The sequence below is a fragment of the Tropicibacter alexandrii genome (assembly GCF_003667315.2).
Classification (GTDB): Bacteria; Pseudomonadota; Alphaproteobacteria; order Rhodobacterales; family Rhodobacteraceae; genus Tropicibacter; species Tropicibacter alexandrii.
The window spans coordinates 50,116-70,632 of record NZ_RCTZ02000026.1; the positions used below are offsets into that span (position 1 = coordinate 50,116).

Consider the following 20,517-nt stretch of genomic DNA (forward strand, 5'->3'; position numbering starts at 1 on the left):
ACAATCACGCTTTCATATACCCCATGAACCCCGATGCCGACGCCATCTACCGACGCTTTGCCGGCAAGGCCAAGTTCCGCCACCTGAGCCTGCTGATCCAGCTGCACGACCTGCGCAACATGAAGCGCGCCGCCGAGGTGCTGGGCCTGTCGCAACCCGCCGTGTCCCTGGCCGTGTCCGAGCTGGAAAAGCTGCTGGGCGTCAGCCTGTTCCTGCGCCATGCGCGCGGCGTAGAGCCAACCCAGATCGCGACGGAGCTTGTGCCGGTTGCGCGCCGCATCCTTGCCGCGCTTGGCGACGGGGCCGAGATCGTGTCGAACGCGCTCAGCGACACCGCCGGGTTCGTGCGCATCGCCGCCACGCCTGCCGCGACCAGCGCCCTGCTGCAACCGCGCATCGGGCTGCTTGCGCGCAAATACCCTTCGGTACATCTGGACATTTCCGAGATCAACGCCGCCAACCCGTTCGAGGCCATCGCCGATGGGCGCTGCGATTTCCTGTGCCTGCGCAAGCCGCAGGTCATGCCCGAGGATTGGACCTTTGCCGAAGTCATGACCGATGCGCTGGTGGTGGTCTGCGGGTCCGGGCATGCGCTGGCCAACCGCGACCATGCCACCGCTGACGACCTGAAGACCGCGCGCTGGCTGGTCACCCGGCGCGCCTCGGTCGCGCGCGAGCGGTTCGAGGACCTCGCAGAGGAAATCGGCCTGCCGGCAGATCATCGGTCCGGGGTGGTGACCCATGTGCCGGGCCTGACGCTGGAGCTTCTGACCCGCCACGACTACCTTGCCCTGATCCCGCGCAGCGTCGCCCTGCCCTGGATTGCGAATGGCTGGGTCATGGAACTGGACAGCCCCGCCACAACGCGGCTGGGCCCGCTGGGCTATCTCTGGCAGCCGGACAAGGCCAACCGGGTGATCCGCAAGCTGGCAGGTGAACTGTCAACCATCTGACGCCCAAGCACAGGTCCCGGCGGACTCATGCCCCGCCGGACCCCCAGGGGCGCCCGGCTCACTTGCCTGCATTCACCGTCAGGGCGGCGAGCCTGTAGAAACCGTGCGCCATCTTGGTGAACGGCATAAGCAGGAAGAACGCCAGCACAGCACCCAGATGCACCGCCAGAAGCAGCGGCATCAGCGCGGTTTGGCCAAGCGCATACAGCACAAGCCCGCTGAGGCCGACAAACCCCAACAGCCCGACAAAGGCGATTTCGCCACCGAAAGCCCCGCGCGCGCCAAGCGTCCGGTCGGATCGGAGCTTGAGCCGGATCATCTCGGTGCAGCCGAGCACCAGCAACACGCCGCCGGACAGGCCAAGCAGCTTTGGCGCGGACAGCAGACCGTAGGGCGCGGGCATGTTCAGCGCGTAATGCATCACCGTGGCCACGCTGGTCGCGGCGAAGCACAGCAAGAAGCCATACATCACCGCCTGATGCGCCATCCGGCGCGCGTGGCTGAACCGGTCCTCGTCCTCGAAATTGCAGCCATCGCCGTGACCGCCTTTGAGGTTCCGCATGTCGGCGGCCTGCCGGACTGCCTTGACCAGTTGCGCGACCCGAAACGGCCCGGCCTCGACCCGCCGCCAGTAGCGGCGCAGGCTGATGCCGATGCTGACCAGCGGAAACACGAAGGCAGGCAGAAAGATCGCCACCATCGCGTTGTGCGACAGGACCGCGTAAAAGCCCTCGCCCCCTTGCGAGCCCAGCATCCGCGCTGCCCAGAACAGCAGCGCAAATCCGATCACGGCCGCGACCGCGATCAGCACGCCATTCTTCTGGAACGCCTTGCCCGCGACACGCGGGAAGGCCAGATCCTCCCAACTGTCCTGCCGGACATTGGCCAGCGCCTGCGGCAGGTTCAGGTCGAACTCGTGCGGGGCGGTGTATTGGCACGCATAGTAGCAGCCCCGGCAGTTGTGACACAGGTTTGCAAGCTGCGTCAGGTCGCCGTCACCAAAGGCGCGCTCGGCATGAAGCGCCGGGAAAACGGAGCAATAGCCCTCGCAATAGCGGCAGGCATTGCAGATCTCGGCCTGACGGCGGGCCTCTTGCAACAGGTCAGTTTGCATTTGCATGGGCTGCGGCCTCCTTGCCTGCGATGCGTCCGAAGACGGTGCCGATGGTCATGCCGAACCCGGCCAGATAACCTTGGCCAAGAATCGACCCCGCCATGGTTTCGCCCGCCGCCCACAGGTTGCTGACGGGGCGGTTGCCGATGGCGCATTGCGCCCGTTCGTCGACCTTCAGCCCCAGATAGGTGAAGGTGACCCCGGTGCGCAGCGAGTAGCCGTAGAAGGGCGGTTCCGTGATCGGCCGCGCCCAGTTGGTCTTGGGCGGGGTGAGGCCGGTGGTGGCCACGCCGTCCAACTCGGTCGGGTGAAACCCCGAGGTATCGCCACAGGCGGCGTTGAACTCGGCCACGGTCTTTGCCAGCGCCTCGGCGGGCAGGTCCATCTTTTCAGCCAGTTCTTCCAACGTGTCGGCCTTGATCGGCGGAAAGACCGACGGCATGAACAGGTTCAGAGACTTGGCATCGATGATGACATAGCCCACCTGATCCGGCTGCGCGGCGACCAACCGCCCCCAGATCGCGTAGCGCTTGGGCCAGACATCCTCGCCCTCGTCATAGAAGCGTTCCGCGTTTTTGTTGACCACGATGGAAAACGGCACGCAGTCCAGCCGCGTGACGATGCCGCCATCGAATTTCGGCGCGCGTCCGTCGATGGCAACCGCGTGGCATTGCGTCGGATCGCCCACCTGCTCGACACCCTGATCCAGCAGATCGGCCAGCACGACACCGCGATTATAGGGCGTGCCCCGGATCAAGAAGTTCTTCGCCGCAGGTCCCCATGCCCGGGCGAGCCAATCGGTATCCGCCTGAAAGCCACCCGAGGCGACAACGACCGATTTCGGCGCGACCCGGTGGGTTTCCCCATTCTGCGTGTAATCGATGAAGTCGATGCGGTCATCGTTCAGTTCCAGATGCGTCACCGAGGCCTCGTAGGCCACCCGCACACCAAGGCGTTCGGCGGTGCGGTAATAAGCGTTCACCAACCCCTTGCCGCCGCCAAGGAAAAACGCGTTGGTCCGCGCCAGCGACAGGGTGCCCGACAGCGAGGGCTGAAAGCGCACGCCATGCTGCTCCATCCACGGCAGGCATTCCTCGGAGCTGCGGATCGCCAGCCGGGCCAAGCCCTCATGCGTCTTGCCGCCGGTCACCTTGAGCAGGTCGGCAAGGTATTCCTCTTCGGTGTAGCTGTCCGTCAGCGGCCCGAGCGGCCCGTGATGCATGCAGCGAAAGTTGCGCGTGTGGCGCGAATTGCCGCCCCGATAGGGCTTTGGCGCGGCTTCGAGGATCAGCACGCGGGCACCGGCCTCGGCGGCGGTGATCGCGGCGCACAGCGCGGCATTGCCACCGCCGATGACGACGAGATCGGGGGTGTCGGACAAGGTCACAGCAGGTCTCCGTCATATCCCGTGCTACGTTGGGGCAAGGCGCGCAGCGCGCGCACCCGCACCCGCTGGGCGGCCTCGATATGCGCGCGCATCGCGGCCTCTGCCGAAACGCCATCGCGCGCCTTGATCGCATCAAGCACACGGACATGTTCCTCGACCGCCGTTTTGGCGCGGTCCGGTTCGGTCAGCGTGGTCGGGCCAAGGATCATCAGCGCCTTTTGCAGCGCGTGGATCGAGCGGGCGAGAAACCGGTTCTTGGCGGCATCCAGCAGGGCCGCGTGAAACTGCCGGTTCAGGATGAACGCCTGCGGCGCATCGCCCAGCGCCGCCATCTGCCGGTTCATCTCGATCAACTCCTCGATCTCGATATCCGAGGCGGCCCGTGCGGCCAGACGCGCGGCGGTGCCTTCGAGCACGGCGCGCATTTCATAGAGTTCCATCACTTCGGCATAGTCCAGCGTGCGGATCGTGGCGCCCTGCCGGGGGACATGGGTGACGATGCCGTCGGCCTCAAGCTGGCGGATCGCCTCGCGCACCGGGGTGCGGGACACACCCAACCGGTCGGCCAGTTCCGTCTCGCGCAGCCGGTCGCCGGGATTGAGACGACCTTCGCGCAGTTCGGTCAGCAATTGCGCATAGGCGGTGTTGCCCTGCGGGGTGCTGTCGTCATCGGTCATCATCCGAACCTCCGGTCTGGTATTGTATACGCGTGGATACAAGCGTATCCATGAGAAGGTCAAGAGAGTCGGGAGGCCGGTTTGCGCAAACATTTCCTCAATCGCACGATGGGTCGCCGCGCACTGACCTTTGCATTGGCGGCGCTGGGTACGGGCGTGTTCTGGGCCCTCGACCTGCCCCTGCCCTTCCTCTTTGGCCCGATGGCCTTCTGCCTTGCCGGGGCCTTGGCGCACCTGCCGCTGAAGGGGTTCGGGCAGGTCTCGGTCGCGGCCCGGACCATCCTTGGCGTCGCCGTCGGGGCATCGGTCACGCCCGAGGTCATCGCCCAACTGCCGCGCATGGCGGTCTCGGTTGCGCTGATCCCGCTGTTCATCGCGGCGATTGCACTGGTCGGCGTGCCGTTCTTTCGCAGGCTCTGGGGGTTTGACGCGCCCACCGCCTATTACGCGGCCATGCCCGGCGGGCTTCAGGACATGGTGATCTTTGGCACCGAGGCCGGGGCGAACCCGCGCGTGCTGTCACTTGTGCATGGCACACGGGTGCTGATCATCGTCACGCTGGCCCCCTTCATCCTGAGCCATTTCTACGGCGTGGGCCTGAGCAATCCGATCGGCGCACCGGTCAAGGACCTGCCCCCGCACGAACTGCTGATCATGGTCGCCGCCGCGTGGATCGGGTGGAAGGGGGGCGAGCGGATCAAGCTGTTCGGAGCGTCCATCCTTGGCCCGATGATCGTCACCGCGATCCTGTCGCTGACCGACGTGATCCACGCCCGCCCCCCGGCCGAGGCGATCCTTGCCGCGCAGTTCTTCATCGGTTGCGGGATCGGGGTCCAGTTTCTGGGCGTCACATGGGGCGAGCTGACCCGCGTGGTCGCGGCAGGCATCGCCTATGTCATGGTGCTGGCCGTGTTGGCAGCGATCTTTGCCGGTATCGTCACGGGCATGGGGCTGGGGGAGCCGGTCGCCGCCTTCCTCGCCTTTGCGCCGGGCGGTCAGGCGGAAATGACGGTGCTGGCCATCGTCACCGGGGCAGACCTTGGCTTTGTCATCACCCACCACCTGACGCGCATCGTGATCGTGATCGTCGGCGCGCCTGTGCTGGCGGCGGTCATTGCCCGTAGACGGCGGGGTTGACCATGTGGACCGGCGCGCCGTCCGCGTAGGCGTTCACCTGCTCGAAGATGTCGGCGAATTGCTTGTCGAACTCGTCCTCCGTGACAAAGCCGATATGCGGCGTGGCGATCAGGTTCGGATGGGACAGCAGCGGATCGGTCGGGTCGGTCAACGGCTCGGTGTCAAAGACGTCGATGGCGGCCATGCCGGGGCGGCCCGCGTTCAGGCCATCCAGCAGGGCCCCCGGCGCGATCAGCCCGGCCCGCGAGGTGTTCACCAAGACCGAGCGCGGCGCCATCTGCGCAAGGTCATCCGCCGTGACGATGCCACGCGTCTCCGGGGTCAGGCGGAGGTGCAGCGAGACCACGTCGCTTTGCGCGAAGAAGGCCGCGCGGCTTTCCGCCACCTGCTCGCCTGCCAAGGATGCCCGTGCGCGCCCCGCCTCCGACGCCCACCAGACCACGTCCATGCCGAAGGCGCGGGCGTAGTCGGCCACGACGCGCCCGATCCGGCCATAGCCATACAGCCCCAGCGTCCGACCGCGCAGCGTTCGCCCGACGCCCATCTGCCACTGACCCGCCTTGGCGCTGGCCATCTGCTGTGGCAACTGGCGCATGGCCGACAGGATCAGCGCAAAGGTCAGCTCGGCGGCGGCATAGTTCGCCCCGTCTGCGCCGGTATTGGAACACAGCAGCACGCCATGATCGGTGCAAGCCTCCACATCCACATGCGGCCAGACCCCGCGCTGCGAGATCAGCCGCAGGTTTGGCAGCCGCTCCAGCAGATCGCGCGTGACGCGGGTGCGCTCGCGGAACAGGACGACGCATTCGGCATCGTGCAGACGGGCGGCCAGCGCCGCCTCGTCGGCCTCGTGATCGGTCCAGACCGTGACGTCATGGCCGTCGAGCAGCCGAAAGCAGGGCAATGCCCGAAGCGTGTCGAACCAGTCGTCGAGGATATGGACCTTCATGTCGGGTGCCTTTCAGCCTTGCGGGGACAGCGCCTTGATGGCCCGGCTGATGCGTTCGTGCAAGATCTTCAGATCCGCCTTGTTGGGCGCATCCCCCGCGATCCGCTGGGCCAGATCCTGACGCATCTCTTCAAGGTCGCGCCGCAAGCGGCCCAGTTTTTCGTAATCGGTCATGTCGCTCCTCAATGTGACAGCAGCACGGGGATGTCGATCTGGGCCAGCACCTCGGAGGTGACACCGCCCAGCAGGTCCTCGCGGAACTTGGAATGTTCGTAGGCGCCCAGCACCAACAGCGAGGGCCGGTTCTTGCGGCACCATGCCAGCAGGGTCGCCGCGACGGGATGCGAGGTGGGCCATTCTTCCAGCGTGGCCGCGACGCCGTGGCGGGACAGGTGGGTCATCAGGTCCTCGATCGGCCAGCCGGTGCGCGGCCCGACCGTCAGGACGCTGACGCGCCCGGCTTCCTCGATCAGTCGCAGGCTGTCGGACAAGGCCCGCGCCGCCGCCCGACCGCCATCCCATGCAAGCGCCGAATGGGTCAATGCGCCGCCGCCGTCATAGCCCGCGGGCACGACCACCACCGGTCGCCCGGACATCAGCGCGATGCGGTCCGGGTGCAGGGTGACATGCTCGTCATCGGTGTCGGCATGGTTGCCGACGATCAGCATGTCGTAGTGCCGCGCGGCCTCGGACAGGACGGTATCGACGCGGCCCGTGACCTCTTTGAGGTGCAGCGCGCCGGTCAGCCCGAGCGCGGCGCGCTCGGTCTCGAACCTGTCTTCGATCTCGCGCAGGATATCGCTGTTGGCTGCCTCCAGCAGCGCGCGGGCCTCCTTGGGAATCCAGCGCGAGCGCTTGTCGATCACCTCATGCGTGGTGTGCGCCAATATCGCGGTGACATGGGCACCCAGCCTGTCCGCCAGCGCCGCCGCATAGCGCAGCGCCGCGACAGAGCCCTCGGACCCGTTGAAGGCCACGAGCAGGTTCATCATCGGCATGTCAGCGCCCCTTCCAGATGGAGGCGGGCACGTAGATATGCCCATCCGCCAGCTTGCGCGCGGTGCGCAAGAGCCCGGCGGAATTCAGGGTGAAATGGTTGTTCATCTCGAAATCCACCAGCACCTCGATGGTGCCCGAGGCATGTTCGAGCACGACGTTCGCAGGGCTTTGGGTCGGACGCTCCAGCAGGCCATCGGCGACCGTGCCGGGGGTCAACGCGCAGGATGCAAGGCATTGCGAGCCCGTGACCGCCATGGACGGATGCGTCGTCCACGGCATGAAATAGCGCGTCGCGATGGTGCCACCTTCGCGCGCCGGGGCGAGCAGGCCGAATTTCGGCGTCACAGATTGCGTGACATCGCCCATGCCCATCGCCGCACCGGCCTGCAGGCGCACGGCCTCCATCCGGGCAAAGAAATCGCGGTTCGCGTCCAGTTCCTCGACCGTCTCGTAGCCGGTCAGGCCGAAATCCGCCGCGCGGGCGATCACCATGGGCATGGCAACGTCCATGCAGGTCACCTCGATCCCGTCGAACGTATCGCGCAGATTGCCGGTGGGCAGGAAGGCCCCGGTCGAAGAGCCCACGACCCCCATGAAGTTCAGCGCGATGGGCGCGGCCCGACCCGGCACCCCGGCGATTTCCGTGTCACCCGTGTAGTGCAGGACGCCGCCCGGCGTCTGAACCCGGGCCAAGACCCGCGCGCCGGTGTTGACGGCGCGTATCCGGACCTCCGTCTCGTCGCCCTGTGGCGTGACGAGGCCCATCTCGATGGCAGCCGGGCCGACACCCGACAGGATGTTGCCGCAGGTGGGTTTGAAATCCACCAGCCGATCCGCGACCGAGACCTGCGCAAAGAAGTAATCCACATCGGCCCAGTCATCATCGGACCGCGACAGCATGGCGACCTTGGTGGTCACCGCGACGCCGCCGCCGATCCCGTCGATATTGATCGCGTGGCCTGCGCCGACGGCGGCCATCAGCACCTCGGCCAGCGTCTCGCGGTCCTGCGGAAGGTCGGCGCGGTTGAAATACGGCCCCCGCGAGGTGCCCCCGCGCATGAAGACATAGGGAATGCCTGTCTGTGTCATGTCATTCACTCTGTTGGATCATTTCAGTGGCCAAGGCAGATCGACGGCGTGTTGCAGCAGCCCCGGCGGGAAATCGCGGTTCAGCGCACCGGCCATCACGCACATCAACGCGAGGCCGCAGGCGGTCAGGATCAGCGTCTTGGGCCAAGGCGCCTGTGCCCGCACCCGCAGGAAGGTCACGAGGAACCCGGCCAGCGCGAGGATGAAGCCAAGCACCCAGGTCGCGGCGATCAGTCCGGCGAACCACGCCAGCGTGCCCCAAAGCCCGTAGGGCGCATCGGCGTCCTCGCCCGCCATTTCCTTGTCGGCAAAGATCGTGTCGCCCTCGGGCCGCAAGATCATCTGCACCAGCAGGATCAGCAGCGCCGCCAGCGTGATGCCCCCGATGACCAGCGGCACGATCTTGTCGGTCATGTTGTAGTCGGGGATCGCGTTGGCGTTCAGCACGGCGATGACGACATAGGCCAAGATCACCAGCAAGAAGACGATGGGCGCGCGCTTGGACCCGGACTGGACCTCGCCCTCGGCCATGATCGTCTTCGCCTGCCGTAGCCCCAGCACGACCGACACCACGGTGACGATCAGCAGCACGATCACGATGGGCGAAAAGATGTAGTCGATCCCCTCTTCGAACGACTTGCGGAAGCGGAAGGAGGCGATCTGGAAGGCTTGGTTAGAAAACTTCTCGACCGGGTTGGACAGCACGAAGCCGATCAGGAAGGCCGGGCGCGACCAGTCGAAGCGGCGCAGGAAGATGCCGATCAGACCGATGGCAAACAGTGCGAGGATGTCCTCGAAGTTCTGGCCGGACTGGAACGCGGCAAAGGCGATCAGCATGAACAGGAACGGTGCGAGATAGGTGAAGCGGATGGTGGTCAGCTTGGCGATGCCGCCCGAAACGGCGATGCACAGCAGCGTGCCCACCACATTGGCCAGCGCCAGCAGCCAGACGATGGAATAGGTGATGTCGAGATTGTCGCGCAGCATGGCCGGGCCGACCTCGATATCGCCCGATCCCAGCAGGGCAATCGCCCCGATGAAGATCGCCATGGAGCCAGACCCGGGAATGCCGAACAGCAGCGTCGGAACAAGCCCGCCGCCTTCCTTGGCGTTGTTCGAGCTTTCCGGCCCGATCACGCCGCGGATTTCGCCCTTGCCGAATTGCGACTTGTCCTTGGTGGTCTGGACGGCGTGGCCATAGGCGATCCAGTCGACGACCGAGCCACCAAGGCCGGGGATCACGCCGACCAGCACACCGATCAGCGAGCAGCGCACCGACAGCCACTTGTTGGCGAACCAGTCGCGCACGCCGTCCATCCAGCCCGCGCCCAGCTTGGCGTCCTTGGCGATGGAGCGATCCTGCCGCAGCAGCGAGACGATTTCCGGCACGGCAAAGATGCCAAGGCCCACGATCACCAGTTGCAGACCGTCCGTCAGATAGGGGAAGTCATAGCTGGCCATGCGCAGCGAGCCGCCCGCATCCGCCACGCCGATCGTGCCGATCAGCATGCCAAGGCCCGCCGCCGCCAGCCCCTTCAGCGCGACGCGCCCCGCGAGGACGGCCACCATGGACAGGCCGAGGATCGAGATCATCAGCATTTCCGGCAGGCCAAAGGCCAGCACAAGCGGACGGGCCACGACGATGAACAATGTCAGGAACACTGCGCCGACGAGGCCCCCGAACAAGGACGAGGTAAAGGCCGCCGACAGCGCCCGCGCCGCCTGCCCCTTGCGCGCCAGCGGGAAGCCGTCCAGCACCGTAGCCTGCGAGGCGGATGAGCCGGGGATGCCCATCAGCACGGATGAAAACGTGTCCGAGGTTGGCACCACGGCCACCATGCCGATCATCAGCGCAAGGCCTAGCACGGGCTCCATGCCGAACATGAAGGGCAGCAAAAGCGACAGGCCGGCGATACCGCCAAGGCCGGGAAACACGCCGACGGCAAGGCCCATGACCACGCCAAGGACAAGATATCCAAGGACGACAGGTTGCAGGATAAGAGCCCATGCGTCGGCAAGCGCCGGCAGGGCGGTCGCGAAGAGGTCCATCGCACCGTTCTTTCGGTTGAATTTTCAGAAGGGAGTGAGGCTGCGGGTGCCCACCGCGATGGCGGGACCCGCGGGCGCGTCGATTACTCGATCGTCACGCCATAGGACTCTTTGAGCCAGTCGATCACATAGGCCTTCGCCTCGGGCGACACGGTGGTCGCCTCATCGGTGGCCTTTTCGGCACCGGCCCCCACGAACATCGGGTATTTCCCGACTTGGGTCGAGGAAATCTCGGCAAAGTCCGGGCGGGCACGCACGGCGGCAAAGGCTTCGGTATAGGTGTCGATCACGTCCTGCGGGGTGCCCTTGGGCAAGAAGGCGATTTTCTGCGACGGGTAGCCGGAGATGAAGAAGGCCTTCCATGCGTCCCACGCCACGCCCTCGGTCTCGCAGCCATCGGTTGCGGCGCAGACTTCCTTGAAGGACGGCATGTCGGGGAAGGTCGGATCGCGCACGATCATGCCGTTCTCGTCCAGCGCACCCCAGGTCATCATCGGCACCGCGGTTCCCGCAGCAACCAGATCGGCGGCACCGGAGAGGTAACCGGACGAGGTCTGGTAGTCGATGGTGGCCTCGCCGCGCTCGAACATCAGGCGGCCGTCACCGCGCCCCTTGATGCCAAAGACCGGCTCGACATTCATGCCCAGCATCTTCCATGCGAGCAGCGGCACGAGATCGAGGCCGGTGGCCCCCTGCGAGCCGAAGATCAGGTCCACATCCTTCAGCCCGTTGGCGGAGCCGTCGAACTTGGCACCGTCTTCCGGGTTCAGATAGGCGACACCGCCGGTGCCGGTCGCCATGACCGGAATCCAGTCATTGTATTCGTAACGCACGCGCGGATCGTTCAGCAGGTAGGGAAACTGCGTCGAGCCGGACGAACCGAACAGCAGCGTGCCGTCCTCGTATTCCTGCTCCTGGAACCAGTTGGCGCCCTTGGTCGATCCGGCGCCCGGCATGAACTTGACCACGACGGTCGGGTTGCCCGGCAGCTCTTCGGACAGCAGCGGCGCAAAGAAGTTGGCCCATTTAGCCGAACCGCCGGTTTCCGAGAACGGGATCACCCATTCGATCGTCTTGCCGGAAAAGTCGACTTCGGCCAGCGCCGGGGCGGCCATGAGGGCGAGTGCGGCAACCGAGGTTGCAAGGGTCTTGATGGTCATTGGTGTCCTCCCGTAGACCTTGGCGGCACCGGGCAAGAACCCGGCGCGTCAGAATTTATCTCTTCAAGGGAACGATTCCCTCCTCCAACAGCGGCACCATGCCGTTCCAAGCTTGCGCGAAACTTGCGCAACATGACAAAGATGTAACCATGCGGATCGCAGTCATCGAAGACAACGAAGCTTTGGCCCACGGAATCGCTTTCCGTCTGCGGGATCGTGGACATTCGGTGGACCTGTTGCATGACGGCGCCGATGCCGACACGTTTCTGGCACAGGAAAGCGCCGACCTTGTCGTGCTCGACCTCAATCTGCCGGGCATGGACGGGATCGAGGTGCTGCGCGCGATGCGACGGCGCGGCGACGGCACGCCGGTGATCCTTTTGACCGCGCGCTCGGAAACCGCCGAACGGGTGGCCGGGCTGGATGCCGGGGCGGATGACTACCTGACCAAACCCTTCGAGATGGACGAGTTGGAGGCCCGCCTGCGGGCCATGGCGCGGCGCAAGAACCTTGAATTCAGCGCGCGCGACACGCTGGGTCCGCTGGTGTTCGACCGCACGGGCCGGCAACTGTTGCAGGACGACCAACCGCTCGATGTGCCGCGCAAGGAAATCGCGACGCTGGAATGCCTGCTGGAACGGCGCGGGCGGCTGGTGTCCAAGGCGCAGTTGATCAGCCATGTCTACGGCATCGGGTCGGACGCCGAGGACAGCGCCATCGAGCCGCATGTCTCGCGCCTGCGCAAGCGGCTGGACCCGTTCGGCATCCGGATCAAGACCGCGCGCGGCTTGGGGTACATGCTGGAAGTCGATGGTGCGTAAGCCGAAACGCACAGCCATGTCGCTGCGTTTGCGGCTGTTCCTTGTGATCCTGCCGCCGTTGTTGCTGGTCTCCGTTCTGCTGGGTCTGTGGCGGTTCGGGGCGGCGCAACGCACGTCCGAGGACCTGTTCGACCGCAGCTTGCTGGCGGCGGCACTGGCGATCTCGCGCGATGTGGCGATTTCCGGCGGCGATGCCCTGTCGCCCAGCACCCGTCGTTTCGTCTCGGATGCGGGCGGCGGCGAGATCTTCTACCACGTGACCGGACCGGGCGGGATCTACGTGACGGGCTATGCCTATCCTCCGCGCGCCATGGCGGACAGCCCGCGCGACCAGCCAAGCTATTTCATCGCCAACTATCGGGACGAAGAGATGCGGGTCCTGCGCATGATCGAGGACCGGACCATCGGCAATCTCTCGGGCGAGACGGTGGTGACCGTGTGGCAAAGGATGAGCGACCGCCAGAGCTTTGCCCGCGAACTGGCGCTGCGGGCGATTGCGCTGATGGCGGGGCTGATGGCCGCGCTGGCACTGGTGATCTGGTTCGGCGTGCAGATCGGTCTGCGCCCGCTCAACGACCTGCAGGAAGCGATACGCCAGAGATCGCCCGACGACCTTGGCCGCATTCGCCGCCCCGTGCCGACCGAGGTTGCCGGCATCGTCTCGACGTTGAACCGGCTGTTTGCACAGGTGAAAGACAATATCGAGGCGCATCAGGCCTTCATTTCTGACGCGGCGCATCAACTGCGCAACCCTGCGGCTGCCCTGCTGGCGATTGCCGAAACCCTGCCCGACGTGACCGACGCGACCGAACGAGAGGCGCGGCAGTCCGAACTGGTCGCAGCCGCGCGAAGCTCGGCGCGGCTTGCCGACCAGCTGTTGTCGCTGGAACGCCTCCGCTACGATGCGCGCGTTTCGCTTGAGCGCGTCGATCTGACGGAGCTCACCCGCGACGTCTGCCTTGGCCTCGCCCCGCAGGTCCTGTCGCGGGATGTCGACTTCGTGTTCGAACCGGACGGCGAAGCCCTTGAAGTCGAACTCGACAGGGTGCTTGTCGCCGAGGCATTGACCAACCTTTTGGACAACGCGCTGCGCCATGGCGGCGCAGGCATGACCCGCATCACGGTCCGGACCGCGCGCGACGGCGTCGAAGTCTTGCTTGACGTGCAGGATGACGGCGTCGGCATTCCCCTCGATCAGGCCGAGACGGTGTTCCGCCGCTTTTCGCAGTTGCGCAGCGGCGAGGGCTCCGGCCTTGGCCTCGCATTCGTCGAGCAGGTCATGCACAGACACGATGGCAAGGTCTGCCTGTGCTCGGTCGAGGCGGGCACGAAAGTCCGCCTCCGCTTTCCGGCGGCATCAGGCACCGGTCCGGCCTGACACGGTGGCCCCGCGCGACGGGGACGCGCCGCGCAGCCGCTGTGTCGGGCCTGACCGCGTTCAGGCCGCAAAAGCCACGGGCGGGGTCCGCGCGCCAAACCTTGCGCCGTCCTCGGTTCGAAATTGACCCATCTTGGCAATCAGGTCGTCCGCGTTTTCCTCGAGCGCTTCGGTATGGCCCTTCGTCTGCTCGACCATGCCGGCATTCTGCTGGGTCACGCTGTCCAACTGGGTGATCCCCGTATTGATCTCGATGATCGTCCGGGACTGTTCGTTGGCGCTGCGCGCGATGTCGACCACCCGGTCGGAGATCAGGCTCACACGCTCGGCGATCTTTGCGAGTTCGCCGCCCATCTGGCCGACGAGATCGACGCCTTCGGTCACCTGCGCCGAACTGTCAGCGATCAGGCTCTTGATCTCGAGCGCCGATTCGGCCGAGCGCTGGGCCAAGGTGCGGACCTCGGTGGCGACCACCGCAAAGCCCTTGCCCGCCTCGCCCGCCCGGGCCGCTTCGACACCGGCGTTCAGGGCCAGCAGGTTGGTCTGGAAGGCGATGTCTTCGATGACCGTGATGATCCGTGCGATCTGCTTGGACGACGCCTCGATCTTGGACATCGCGCCCTCGGCCAGACTGACGATCGCACCGCTTTGCGCGGCGTCCTTGTGCGCCTCGACCATCGCCTTCTCGACGTCGCCCGCATTGGTGGCGGTCGAGCGCGCATTGGCAGTCAGTTCCTCCATCGCCGCAGCGGTTTCTTCCAGCGTGGCCGCCTGGCTTTCGGTGCGCGAGGACAGGTCCTGCGAGGCCGCCGACAGGTCGCCCGCCGAGCGCTTGACCGAGACCGCAGTCCGGTTGATCTCGGTGAACAGGGCAGCCAGCTGCCGCGCCGTCACGTTGAAGTTCTGGCGCACGTCTTCAAGCGCGCCGTCGAAGGCGACATCGATCCGATAGCCGAGATCGCCCTCGCCCATCGCGTGCAGGGCCAGCCCCAGTTGCTTGACCGCCTCGCCGGTCTGCTCGGCGGTCTCGCGGATCTCGGCCTCTTTGCGCTGGTTGCCCTCGATCGCGTCGCGCAGCTTGGCGACGACGCGCGCCAGACCGCCGATCTCATCATGCCGGTCGCTCAGCGTCGTGTCCCCGGACACATCGCCCTCGGCCATGCGCGCCAGCAAAGACTGCAGATGCGCAATCGGCCGGGTGACGGACCGTGTCACCAGCGTCGCGGAAATCACTGCAACCAGCACCGCCGCAGCAAGGATGCCCGCAACCCCCAAGGAGAAGGAATCCACCTGCCGGGTGACAGCGGCGCCGGTGGCCTGATTGCGCGCCTCCTGCAGGTCGATGAATTCGTTGATCACCCCCAACCACTGCGAAAACAGCGGCGACACCTCGGTCAACAAGGACATCGCCGCAGCCTCATCCGCCCGGTCGCCCGTTGTCATCAACACGATGATTTCCTCGACCAGCGGGTTGGTCTTTGCCTGAATGGCGTCGATCCGGTCGTCGATCGCGCGCTCTTCGGACGTGCTGATCGCATTGTCGAGAAGCAGCGCGTCGAGCATGACCTCGTTCTCGGTGTAGTCCGCGGCCAGCTTTTCGATCAGGTCGACCTGTTCGCGGCGCGGGGCGCCGGCATCCAGCAGCACAACGTCGCGAATCGCGATGGCGCGGTCATGGACGCTGCCCCGGTAGTTGATGGCGTGGCGTTGCTTGACCGAATTGATCTGGTTCATTTCTTCCAGCATTGCGCGCGTGCGTTCCACCTGAAACACCGCCGCTGCGCTGAGCCCGCACATCATGGCCACGAACAGGGCAAATACGAGAGACAAGCGGACGAGGATCGACATTCGGTTCATGGATACTATCCCGGCTTTCAGTGAGTGTACCGTCCGGGAGTCCTTCCCCGACGCCGGGGCACCATGCAGCTAAGATTTTAACAAGTCGTAATGTCCGCTTCACCAAAACGCAGAAGGATGGGATATCGCGTCAGGCGCCATCCGAAAGGCGGTCTGTCGGCCCCGCCGAGGCCCGAGGCGGGCATTGCCGTCACAGGTCAACTGAGGCCCCCACTCGCCCTTGCCTTGTCCATTGGCGTGTCGCTGACGCACGCCCCCTTCGCTCATGTTTGCGGGCCACTCGAAAACAGGACGGCCATGTAGCCCGCATAGATGACCAGCATCAGCGCGCCCCAACCGCGCCCAACCTTGGACGCCGCGAACAGCAAGACCAGCAGTAGCAGGGAAGCGCCCAGCATCACGGGCGTATCCATGGAGCGGAACCGCGCGCTGACCTCGATCGGCTGGATCACCACCGTCACGCCAAGAATCGCGAGGATATTGAAGATGTTCGAGCCGATCACGTTGCCCAGCACCACGTCCGACTGACGGCGGACCGCGCCAATGATCGCGGTGGCGAGTTCCGGCAGAGAGGTGCCCACGGCCACCAGCGACAGGCCGATCACCGCATCGGGCACGCCGAAATCGCGCGCGATGTTCACCGCCCCCTCGACCAGCATATCCGCCCCGAAGACCAGCGCGGCGATCCCTCCCAGCGCCAGCAGGGGGGCCAGCCATGGGCGCTTTGCCGGAATGCCTTCGAAAGCCTCGGCCTCTTGCTGGAATGTCTTTGCCATGCGGTCGCGGCGCTCCAGCCAGTAGCTGGCAAGGAGATACCCCACCATCACCGCCAGCATGGCGATGCCTTCGACACGGCTGATGACCTGCCCCTGCACAAGGACAAAGGCGACAAGTGCGGCAAAGGTCGCCACCATGGCCTCGCGCACGGCAGTCCTGTCCCAGCCGAGGATCGGCGTGATCAGGGCGGCGAGGCCGACGATCAACAGGACATTCGCGATGTTCGAGCCCACCACATTGCCAAGGGCGATCTCTGGTGCCCCGTCGAGCGCGGCCCTGACCGAAACCAGCAATTCCGGCGTCGAGGTGCCGAAGCCCACGATGACGAGACCGATCAGCAGCTTTGACACGCCCAGCCGCTCGGCCATGGCGACCGAGCCGCGCACCAGCCCTTCGCCACCCACGAACAGCAGCACGAGGCCTGCGCCCACAAGAAGCAGATCATTCAGCATGTACGGTCCTGTCCGATGTCACACGGACACCGCGCCCGCTGCGAGGGTGCAGCTAAGATCGCGCCATTCCGAAAAAAAGAGGCGCGCGGGGAGCGGTACGGAATAATTTTGCCCGGGGGGGGGTCGGCTCAGGTCCGGGCCCTGACGGATCGCGGCGCCCGGCGGGCATATTTGAGGGTCGTCACCTCTGACAAGGCATCGACCTTTTCCCGCAATTGGTTGGCGACGGCGCGCCCCCAACTGTCCCAGTTCAGCCGCGTCTCGTATTCCTTGCGGGTGCTGAGGCACAGCGCGTGATAGCCGTCCGGATCGGTCTGGAACCCCACCACGGTCTCTGCGAATTCAGCGGGCGGCGTGCCGGGGCGGAAGGTGTGGCCGTTCACGCCGTCGCGGACCGGCACACCGCTAACGCGCAGGCAAAGCGACGGGACACCATGTGCCGACGCCTCGCAGAACGCAAAACCATAGGTTTCATGCGACGGCATCAGAAAGAAATGCGCCGTCTCGTAGGCCCGCGCCAGCTTCGCGGCGTCCTCAGGCACGGATTTGTCGAGATGTCCGACCATCTCGACCGCGTCATCCGCATCATAGCCGTCCGGGTGACAGCCGATCACCGTCAGCTTGGCATCGACGCCACGGGCGCGCAGGGCACGGGTGACCTCCACGGCCAAGGGACCGCCCTTGGCCATCCACGCGCGCCCGACGAACAGCAAGCGGACGGGCTGACCGGGACGCAGGTCCTGCGGGACCGCACGGGGTGCGGGTGCCGGGATGTTCGCCCCCCAAGGCACCAGACGCGACGCGTCGGGGCTCAGGCCATAGCGGGCCTCTGCCGCGTTCTTGATCCATTCGGATGGCCACAACAGCAGGTCGACCTGCCGAAGGATCCGCCGCTCGCGCGTTTCGATCCACGGGTCCATGACCTGCCCGAAAAAGCGGGTGCCGTGCATGGCCCCAAGCTCCGATGCGCGAAAGACCGAGTTCGTGGCATCCGAGGTGAACGCGGTCACGATGGGGTAAGGCGGCCGCAAACCACCCAAGGATTGCAGCGAATAGGCGCAAAACAGGGCATCGAACCGTTGCTTGCGCAATTCGCGGCGCACGGTTGCCGCCGCGAAGCTGGCCAATGCCAGATGCAGGCGCCACCGCAAACGCAGGTTCAGGCCGACGGGCAATTCGTGCATCAGGCGGCGCACGGGTTCGGCCAAGGACCAGGACGGGCTGAGGATGGTCACGCTGCCGGCATGTTCGCGCAGGGCATCATACATCCGCGCATTGCCGCCCGAATACATGTTCCGATCCAAGGGAGAAACATCGCAAAGATAGGCGATGTTGAGTGGGCGTTGGTGCATCATATCCACCTGAAATGCTTCCCCCAACCTTCGCTGGCAGAAGCCGTGTGTTCGGTCCTGTATCTTAGCTGTTCGTGGCGAAAATATGGCGGACCGACCGCCCCCGTGCCGATGCTGCACGCGGTTTTCGTCTTGCCCGACGGCGTGATTGCTCGAAGGCAGTTCGAGCTTCACCTTGGTGCCGTGGGGTATGAGGGTTTGGGCCCCGGCGACGGACAATTTTACGAGCCGGTCGACCCATGGCGATACCGGGGCACCGCCATCTGCCGACCGTCTCGGGACCTCGCTTTACGATGCGCTTCGGACCACCCCGGCGGCCCTCCAGCCGTTTGCAACTCAGCCCCTGCTCGGCACCGTCGCGTTAACGGTTCTTCACCCGGACAGAACGCCGCTTGGTCCAGTCGCGGACCTACTCCGTCATCAAGGCTTTGAGACCGCCGATGAAGGTGGCATCGTCCAGCGCCTTGCGCCGGTCCAGCAGGTCGGTCGCATCGGCCCCGGCGCGAAAGCGGAGTTGGTCGCCGGTCTCATTGGCGGCCTGCCAGATCACGTCGGCCACGACCTCTGGCGAGGACGGGTTCGCGGCCAGTTTGCCGAAAAGACGCCCCATGGCTGCGGCGCTGGGGGCATAATCCGCGAGGCTGTCATCCATGGCGAAATCGAAGGACCGCCCGCCAAAATCGGTCTGGATCATGCCGGGCTGGACGATGCGCACGCAGATGCCCAGCGGTTCAAGTTCATAGTGCAGCGCCTCGGACAGACCTTCGACGGCGAACTTGGTGCCGTGATAGAGCGCGCCCAGCGGAAAGGTGATCTGCCCGCCGATGGACGAGATGTTGACGATGCTGCCCGCGCGGCGCGCGCGCATCTGCGGCAGGACGGCCTTTGTCACCTCCAGCAGGCCGATCACATTGGTGTCGAACTGGCGGCGGATGCGGTCGGTGGAAAACGCCTCCAGCGGGCCATAAGCCCCATAGCCTGCGTTGTTTAGCAGCACGTCGATGGCACCGAACCTGTCGATGCCTGCGTTGACGGCAGCCTCGATGGAGGCGCTGTCCGTCACATCAAGGCGTGTGACCAGCACGTTGTCGAGGTCGCCAAGGTCCGAAGCGGAGGGATCGCGCATGGTGGCGATGACATTCCAGCCTTCGGACTGAAAACGCAAAGCCGTGGCGCGGCCAATGCCAGAGGACGCGCCGGTGATGAGGATGGTGGGCATGGGGAGGCTCCTTCAGGCGTTGAGGCGCAGCATGTCGGCGATGCCGAAATTGGTCAGAACGGTGCGGGTGACGTCGTGCAGCGCGGTGTTGTAGCGCTCAATCTCCGGGCCGACGCCGGTGTGATCGACGACGGTGCGAAAGGGTTTCTCGCCAAAGGGCAAGGCCAGCAGGGCGGTCACAGCCTCGGCGATGCGCTCGGGGCGCTGGTCCGGCGTGGCCTCCAGCATCTGCGCCAAGCCTTGCGCCGACAGGGCTGGCACGGCGGCGAACGCGCCATATTCTGCCTCGCGGGCGGGGTCCTGCGGCGTGACCATTCCGTCGAAGAAGGCCGTGGGCATGGCACCCGGCTCGATGATGCAGGACTCGATGCCAAAGCCGGAGAGTTCCGTGCGGTAGCATTCCACGATGGCCTCCAGCGCCCATTTCGAGGCGCAATAGGTGCCGTAGAACGGCGTCGCGATGCGCCCGATCAGGCTGGAGGTATACAGGACCGTGCCGCGCCCCTGCGCCCGGAAATGCGGCAGCGCGGCGCGCATGACCCGCTGCACGCCGGTGACGTTGACATCGAAAACGCGGGTCATATCCTCGGGCGACATCAGCTCTTGAATGCCATAGGAGCCGATCCCGGCATTGTTGAACAGAACGTCCAACCCGTCGAGCGCGGTGATCGCGGCGGCCACGCCAGCCTCGGTGCTGGCGGTGTCGGTCACGTCCATCTCGACGATCCTGGCGCCGAGGGCCTCCAGCGCGGCGACGGTGTCTGCGTTGCGCCCCGTGCGGCTGCGCACGCTGCCCGCCACCTGATGCCCCTGCGCCATCAGCGCCCGTGCGGTCGGCACACCAAAGCCGCCTGCGATGCCGGTGATAAGTATCTTTGCCATCCGTCCAATCCCTGTCCTGTTGATAGGATGACGATACTCCGCGCGGGGAGACGGTTCTTTCTCGATTGTCCAAAATACTTGCCTGATCCTCCGGCGGACAGATTTTTTGGTCACGAAAGCAGCCATGATTGTGCTACGAAGTCCATGAAGGGAGAGCCGCATGACAGAGTTGCTGGATCGCGCCACCGCGCTGATGGATTGCGCCGGGCTGCCGCAGGGCGCGCTGGCCCATGCGGCCAGCGGGATGCATTTCCTCCGATTTGAT

General features: G+C 65.5%; 18 protein-coding genes. 4 read left to right on the forward strand and 14 right to left on the reverse strand.

Translation table 11 applies throughout. The features are described 5' to 3' along the window. Window positions 1-23: 23 nt before the first annotated feature. Window positions 24-953: a LysR family transcriptional regulator gene (locus tag D8Z78_RS21785; protein ID WP_121632808.1), complete on the forward strand. Its 930-nt coding sequence runs from the start codon at window positions 24-26 to the stop codon at window positions 951-953. A 58-nt stretch (window positions 954-1,011) separates the two neighbouring features. Here D8Z78_RS21785 and tcuB read toward each other — a convergent pair whose 3' ends face one another. Genes tcuB through D8Z78_RS21800 form a run of 3 tightly spaced genes read right to left on the reverse strand, consistent with a single transcriptional unit; the run spans window position 1,012 to window position 4,131 of the window. Continuing rightward, complete coding sequence (gene tcuB, locus D8Z78_RS21790) at window positions 1,012-2,067, reverse strand: tricarballylate utilization 4Fe-4S protein TcuB (RefSeq protein ID WP_121632810.1); 1,056 nt, start codon at window positions 2,065-2,067, stop codon at window positions 1,012-1,014. Next, entirely contained in the window at window positions 2,057-3,454 is a 1,398-nt protein-coding gene (gene tcuA, locus D8Z78_RS21795; RefSeq protein WP_420824333.1) for an FAD-dependent tricarballylate dehydrogenase TcuA, read from the reverse strand. The genes tcuB and tcuA overlap by 11 nt, the downstream gene beginning before the upstream one ends. After that, complete coding sequence (locus tag D8Z78_RS21800; RefSeq protein ID WP_206169723.1) at window positions 3,451-4,131, reverse strand: FCD domain-containing protein; 681 nt, start codon at window positions 4,129-4,131, stop codon at window positions 3,451-3,453. The genes tcuA and D8Z78_RS21800 overlap by 4 nt, the downstream gene beginning before the upstream one ends. Window positions 4,132-4,239: 108 nt before the next feature. Between D8Z78_RS21800 and D8Z78_RS21805 the strand changes: the two genes are divergently transcribed. Next, window positions 4,240-5,268, forward strand: coding sequence for an AbrB family transcriptional regulator (locus D8Z78_RS21805; RefSeq protein ID WP_121632838.1), 1,029 nt, complete (start codon window positions 4,240-4,242; stop codon window positions 5,266-5,268). On the opposite strand, the gene D8Z78_RS21810 is transcribed toward D8Z78_RS21805, so the two are convergent. From D8Z78_RS21810 to D8Z78_RS21830, 6 genes are all read right to left on the reverse strand, one after another. Next, window positions 5,243-6,217 carry a D-2-hydroxyacid dehydrogenase family protein gene (locus D8Z78_RS21810; RefSeq protein WP_121632813.1) on the reverse strand — a complete coding sequence of 325 codons (975 nt, stop codon included), beginning with the start codon at window positions 6,215-6,217 and terminating at the stop codon, window positions 5,243-5,245. The two genes, D8Z78_RS21805 and D8Z78_RS21810, sit on opposite strands and share 26 nt — an antisense overlap. A 12-nt stretch (window positions 6,218-6,229) precedes the next feature. Further along, complete coding sequence (locus D8Z78_RS24760) at window positions 6,230-6,391, reverse strand: hypothetical protein (protein WP_164933057.1); 162 nt, start codon at window positions 6,389-6,391, stop codon at window positions 6,230-6,232. 8 nt (window positions 6,392-6,399) lie between these two features. Continuing rightward, a complete protein-coding gene (locus D8Z78_RS21815; RefSeq protein WP_121632815.1) occupies window positions 6,400-7,215 on the reverse strand; it encodes a universal stress protein in 816 nt (271 codons plus the stop codon). A gap of 1 nt (window position 7,216) precedes the next feature. After that, window positions 7,217-8,305, reverse strand: coding sequence for a 4-oxalomesaconate tautomerase (locus tag D8Z78_RS21820; protein WP_121632840.1), 1,089 nt, complete (start codon window positions 8,303-8,305; stop codon window positions 7,217-7,219). An 18-nt stretch (window positions 8,306-8,323) separates the two neighbouring features. After that, entirely contained in the window at window positions 8,324-10,354 is a 2,031-nt protein-coding gene (locus D8Z78_RS21825; protein WP_121632817.1) for a tripartite tricarboxylate transporter permease, read from the reverse strand. 83 nt (window positions 10,355-10,437) lie between these two features. Beyond that, entirely contained in the window at window positions 10,438-11,514 is a 1,077-nt protein-coding gene (locus D8Z78_RS21830; protein ID WP_121632819.1) for a type 2 periplasmic-binding domain-containing protein, read from the reverse strand. Window positions 11,515-11,663: 149 nt separating this feature from the next. On the opposite strand from D8Z78_RS21830, the gene D8Z78_RS21835 reads away from it, so the two are divergent. Further along, window positions 11,664-12,335 carry a response regulator transcription factor gene (locus D8Z78_RS21835; RefSeq protein ID WP_121632820.1) on the forward strand — a complete coding sequence of 224 codons (672 nt, stop codon included), beginning with the start codon at window positions 11,664-11,666 and terminating at the stop codon, window positions 12,333-12,335. A gap of 16 nt (window positions 12,336-12,351) precedes the next feature. Next, on the forward strand, window positions 12,352-13,713 hold the full coding sequence (locus D8Z78_RS21840; RefSeq protein WP_121632842.1) for a sensor histidine kinase: 1,362 nt from the start codon (window positions 12,352-12,354) through the stop codon (window positions 13,711-13,713). Window positions 13,714-13,773: 60 nt separating this feature from the next. Here the strand turns inward: D8Z78_RS21840 and D8Z78_RS21845 are convergent, their stop codons facing one another. The 5 genes from D8Z78_RS21845 to D8Z78_RS21865 form a co-directional block, all read right to left on the reverse strand. Next, window positions 13,774-15,570, reverse strand: a complete 1,797-nt coding sequence (locus tag D8Z78_RS21845) for a methyl-accepting chemotaxis protein (protein ID WP_121632822.1) — start codon at window positions 15,568-15,570, stop codon at window positions 13,774-13,776. Between the two features lie 263 nt (window positions 15,571-15,833). After that, on the reverse strand, window positions 15,834-16,799 hold the full coding sequence (locus tag D8Z78_RS21850) for a calcium/sodium antiporter (protein WP_121632824.1): 966 nt from the start codon (window positions 16,797-16,799) through the stop codon (window positions 15,834-15,836). Between the two features lie 128 nt (window positions 16,800-16,927). Beyond that, window positions 16,928-18,151, reverse strand: coding sequence for a glycosyltransferase family 4 protein (locus D8Z78_RS21855; protein ID WP_121632844.1), 1,224 nt, complete (start codon window positions 18,149-18,151; stop codon window positions 16,928-16,930). A 409-nt stretch (window positions 18,152-18,560) separates the two neighbouring features. Beyond that, window positions 18,561-19,370, reverse strand: a complete 810-nt coding sequence (locus D8Z78_RS21860) for an SDR family oxidoreductase (RefSeq protein ID WP_121632826.1) — start codon at window positions 19,368-19,370, stop codon at window positions 18,561-18,563. Between the two features lie 12 nt (window positions 19,371-19,382). Next, the gene (locus tag D8Z78_RS21865) at window positions 19,383-20,252 is read right to left on the reverse strand and encodes an SDR family NAD(P)-dependent oxidoreductase (protein WP_128910888.1); all 870 of its coding nucleotides are present in this window, start codon (window positions 20,250-20,252) and stop codon (window positions 19,383-19,385) included. Window positions 20,253-20,517: the final 265 nt, after the last annotated feature.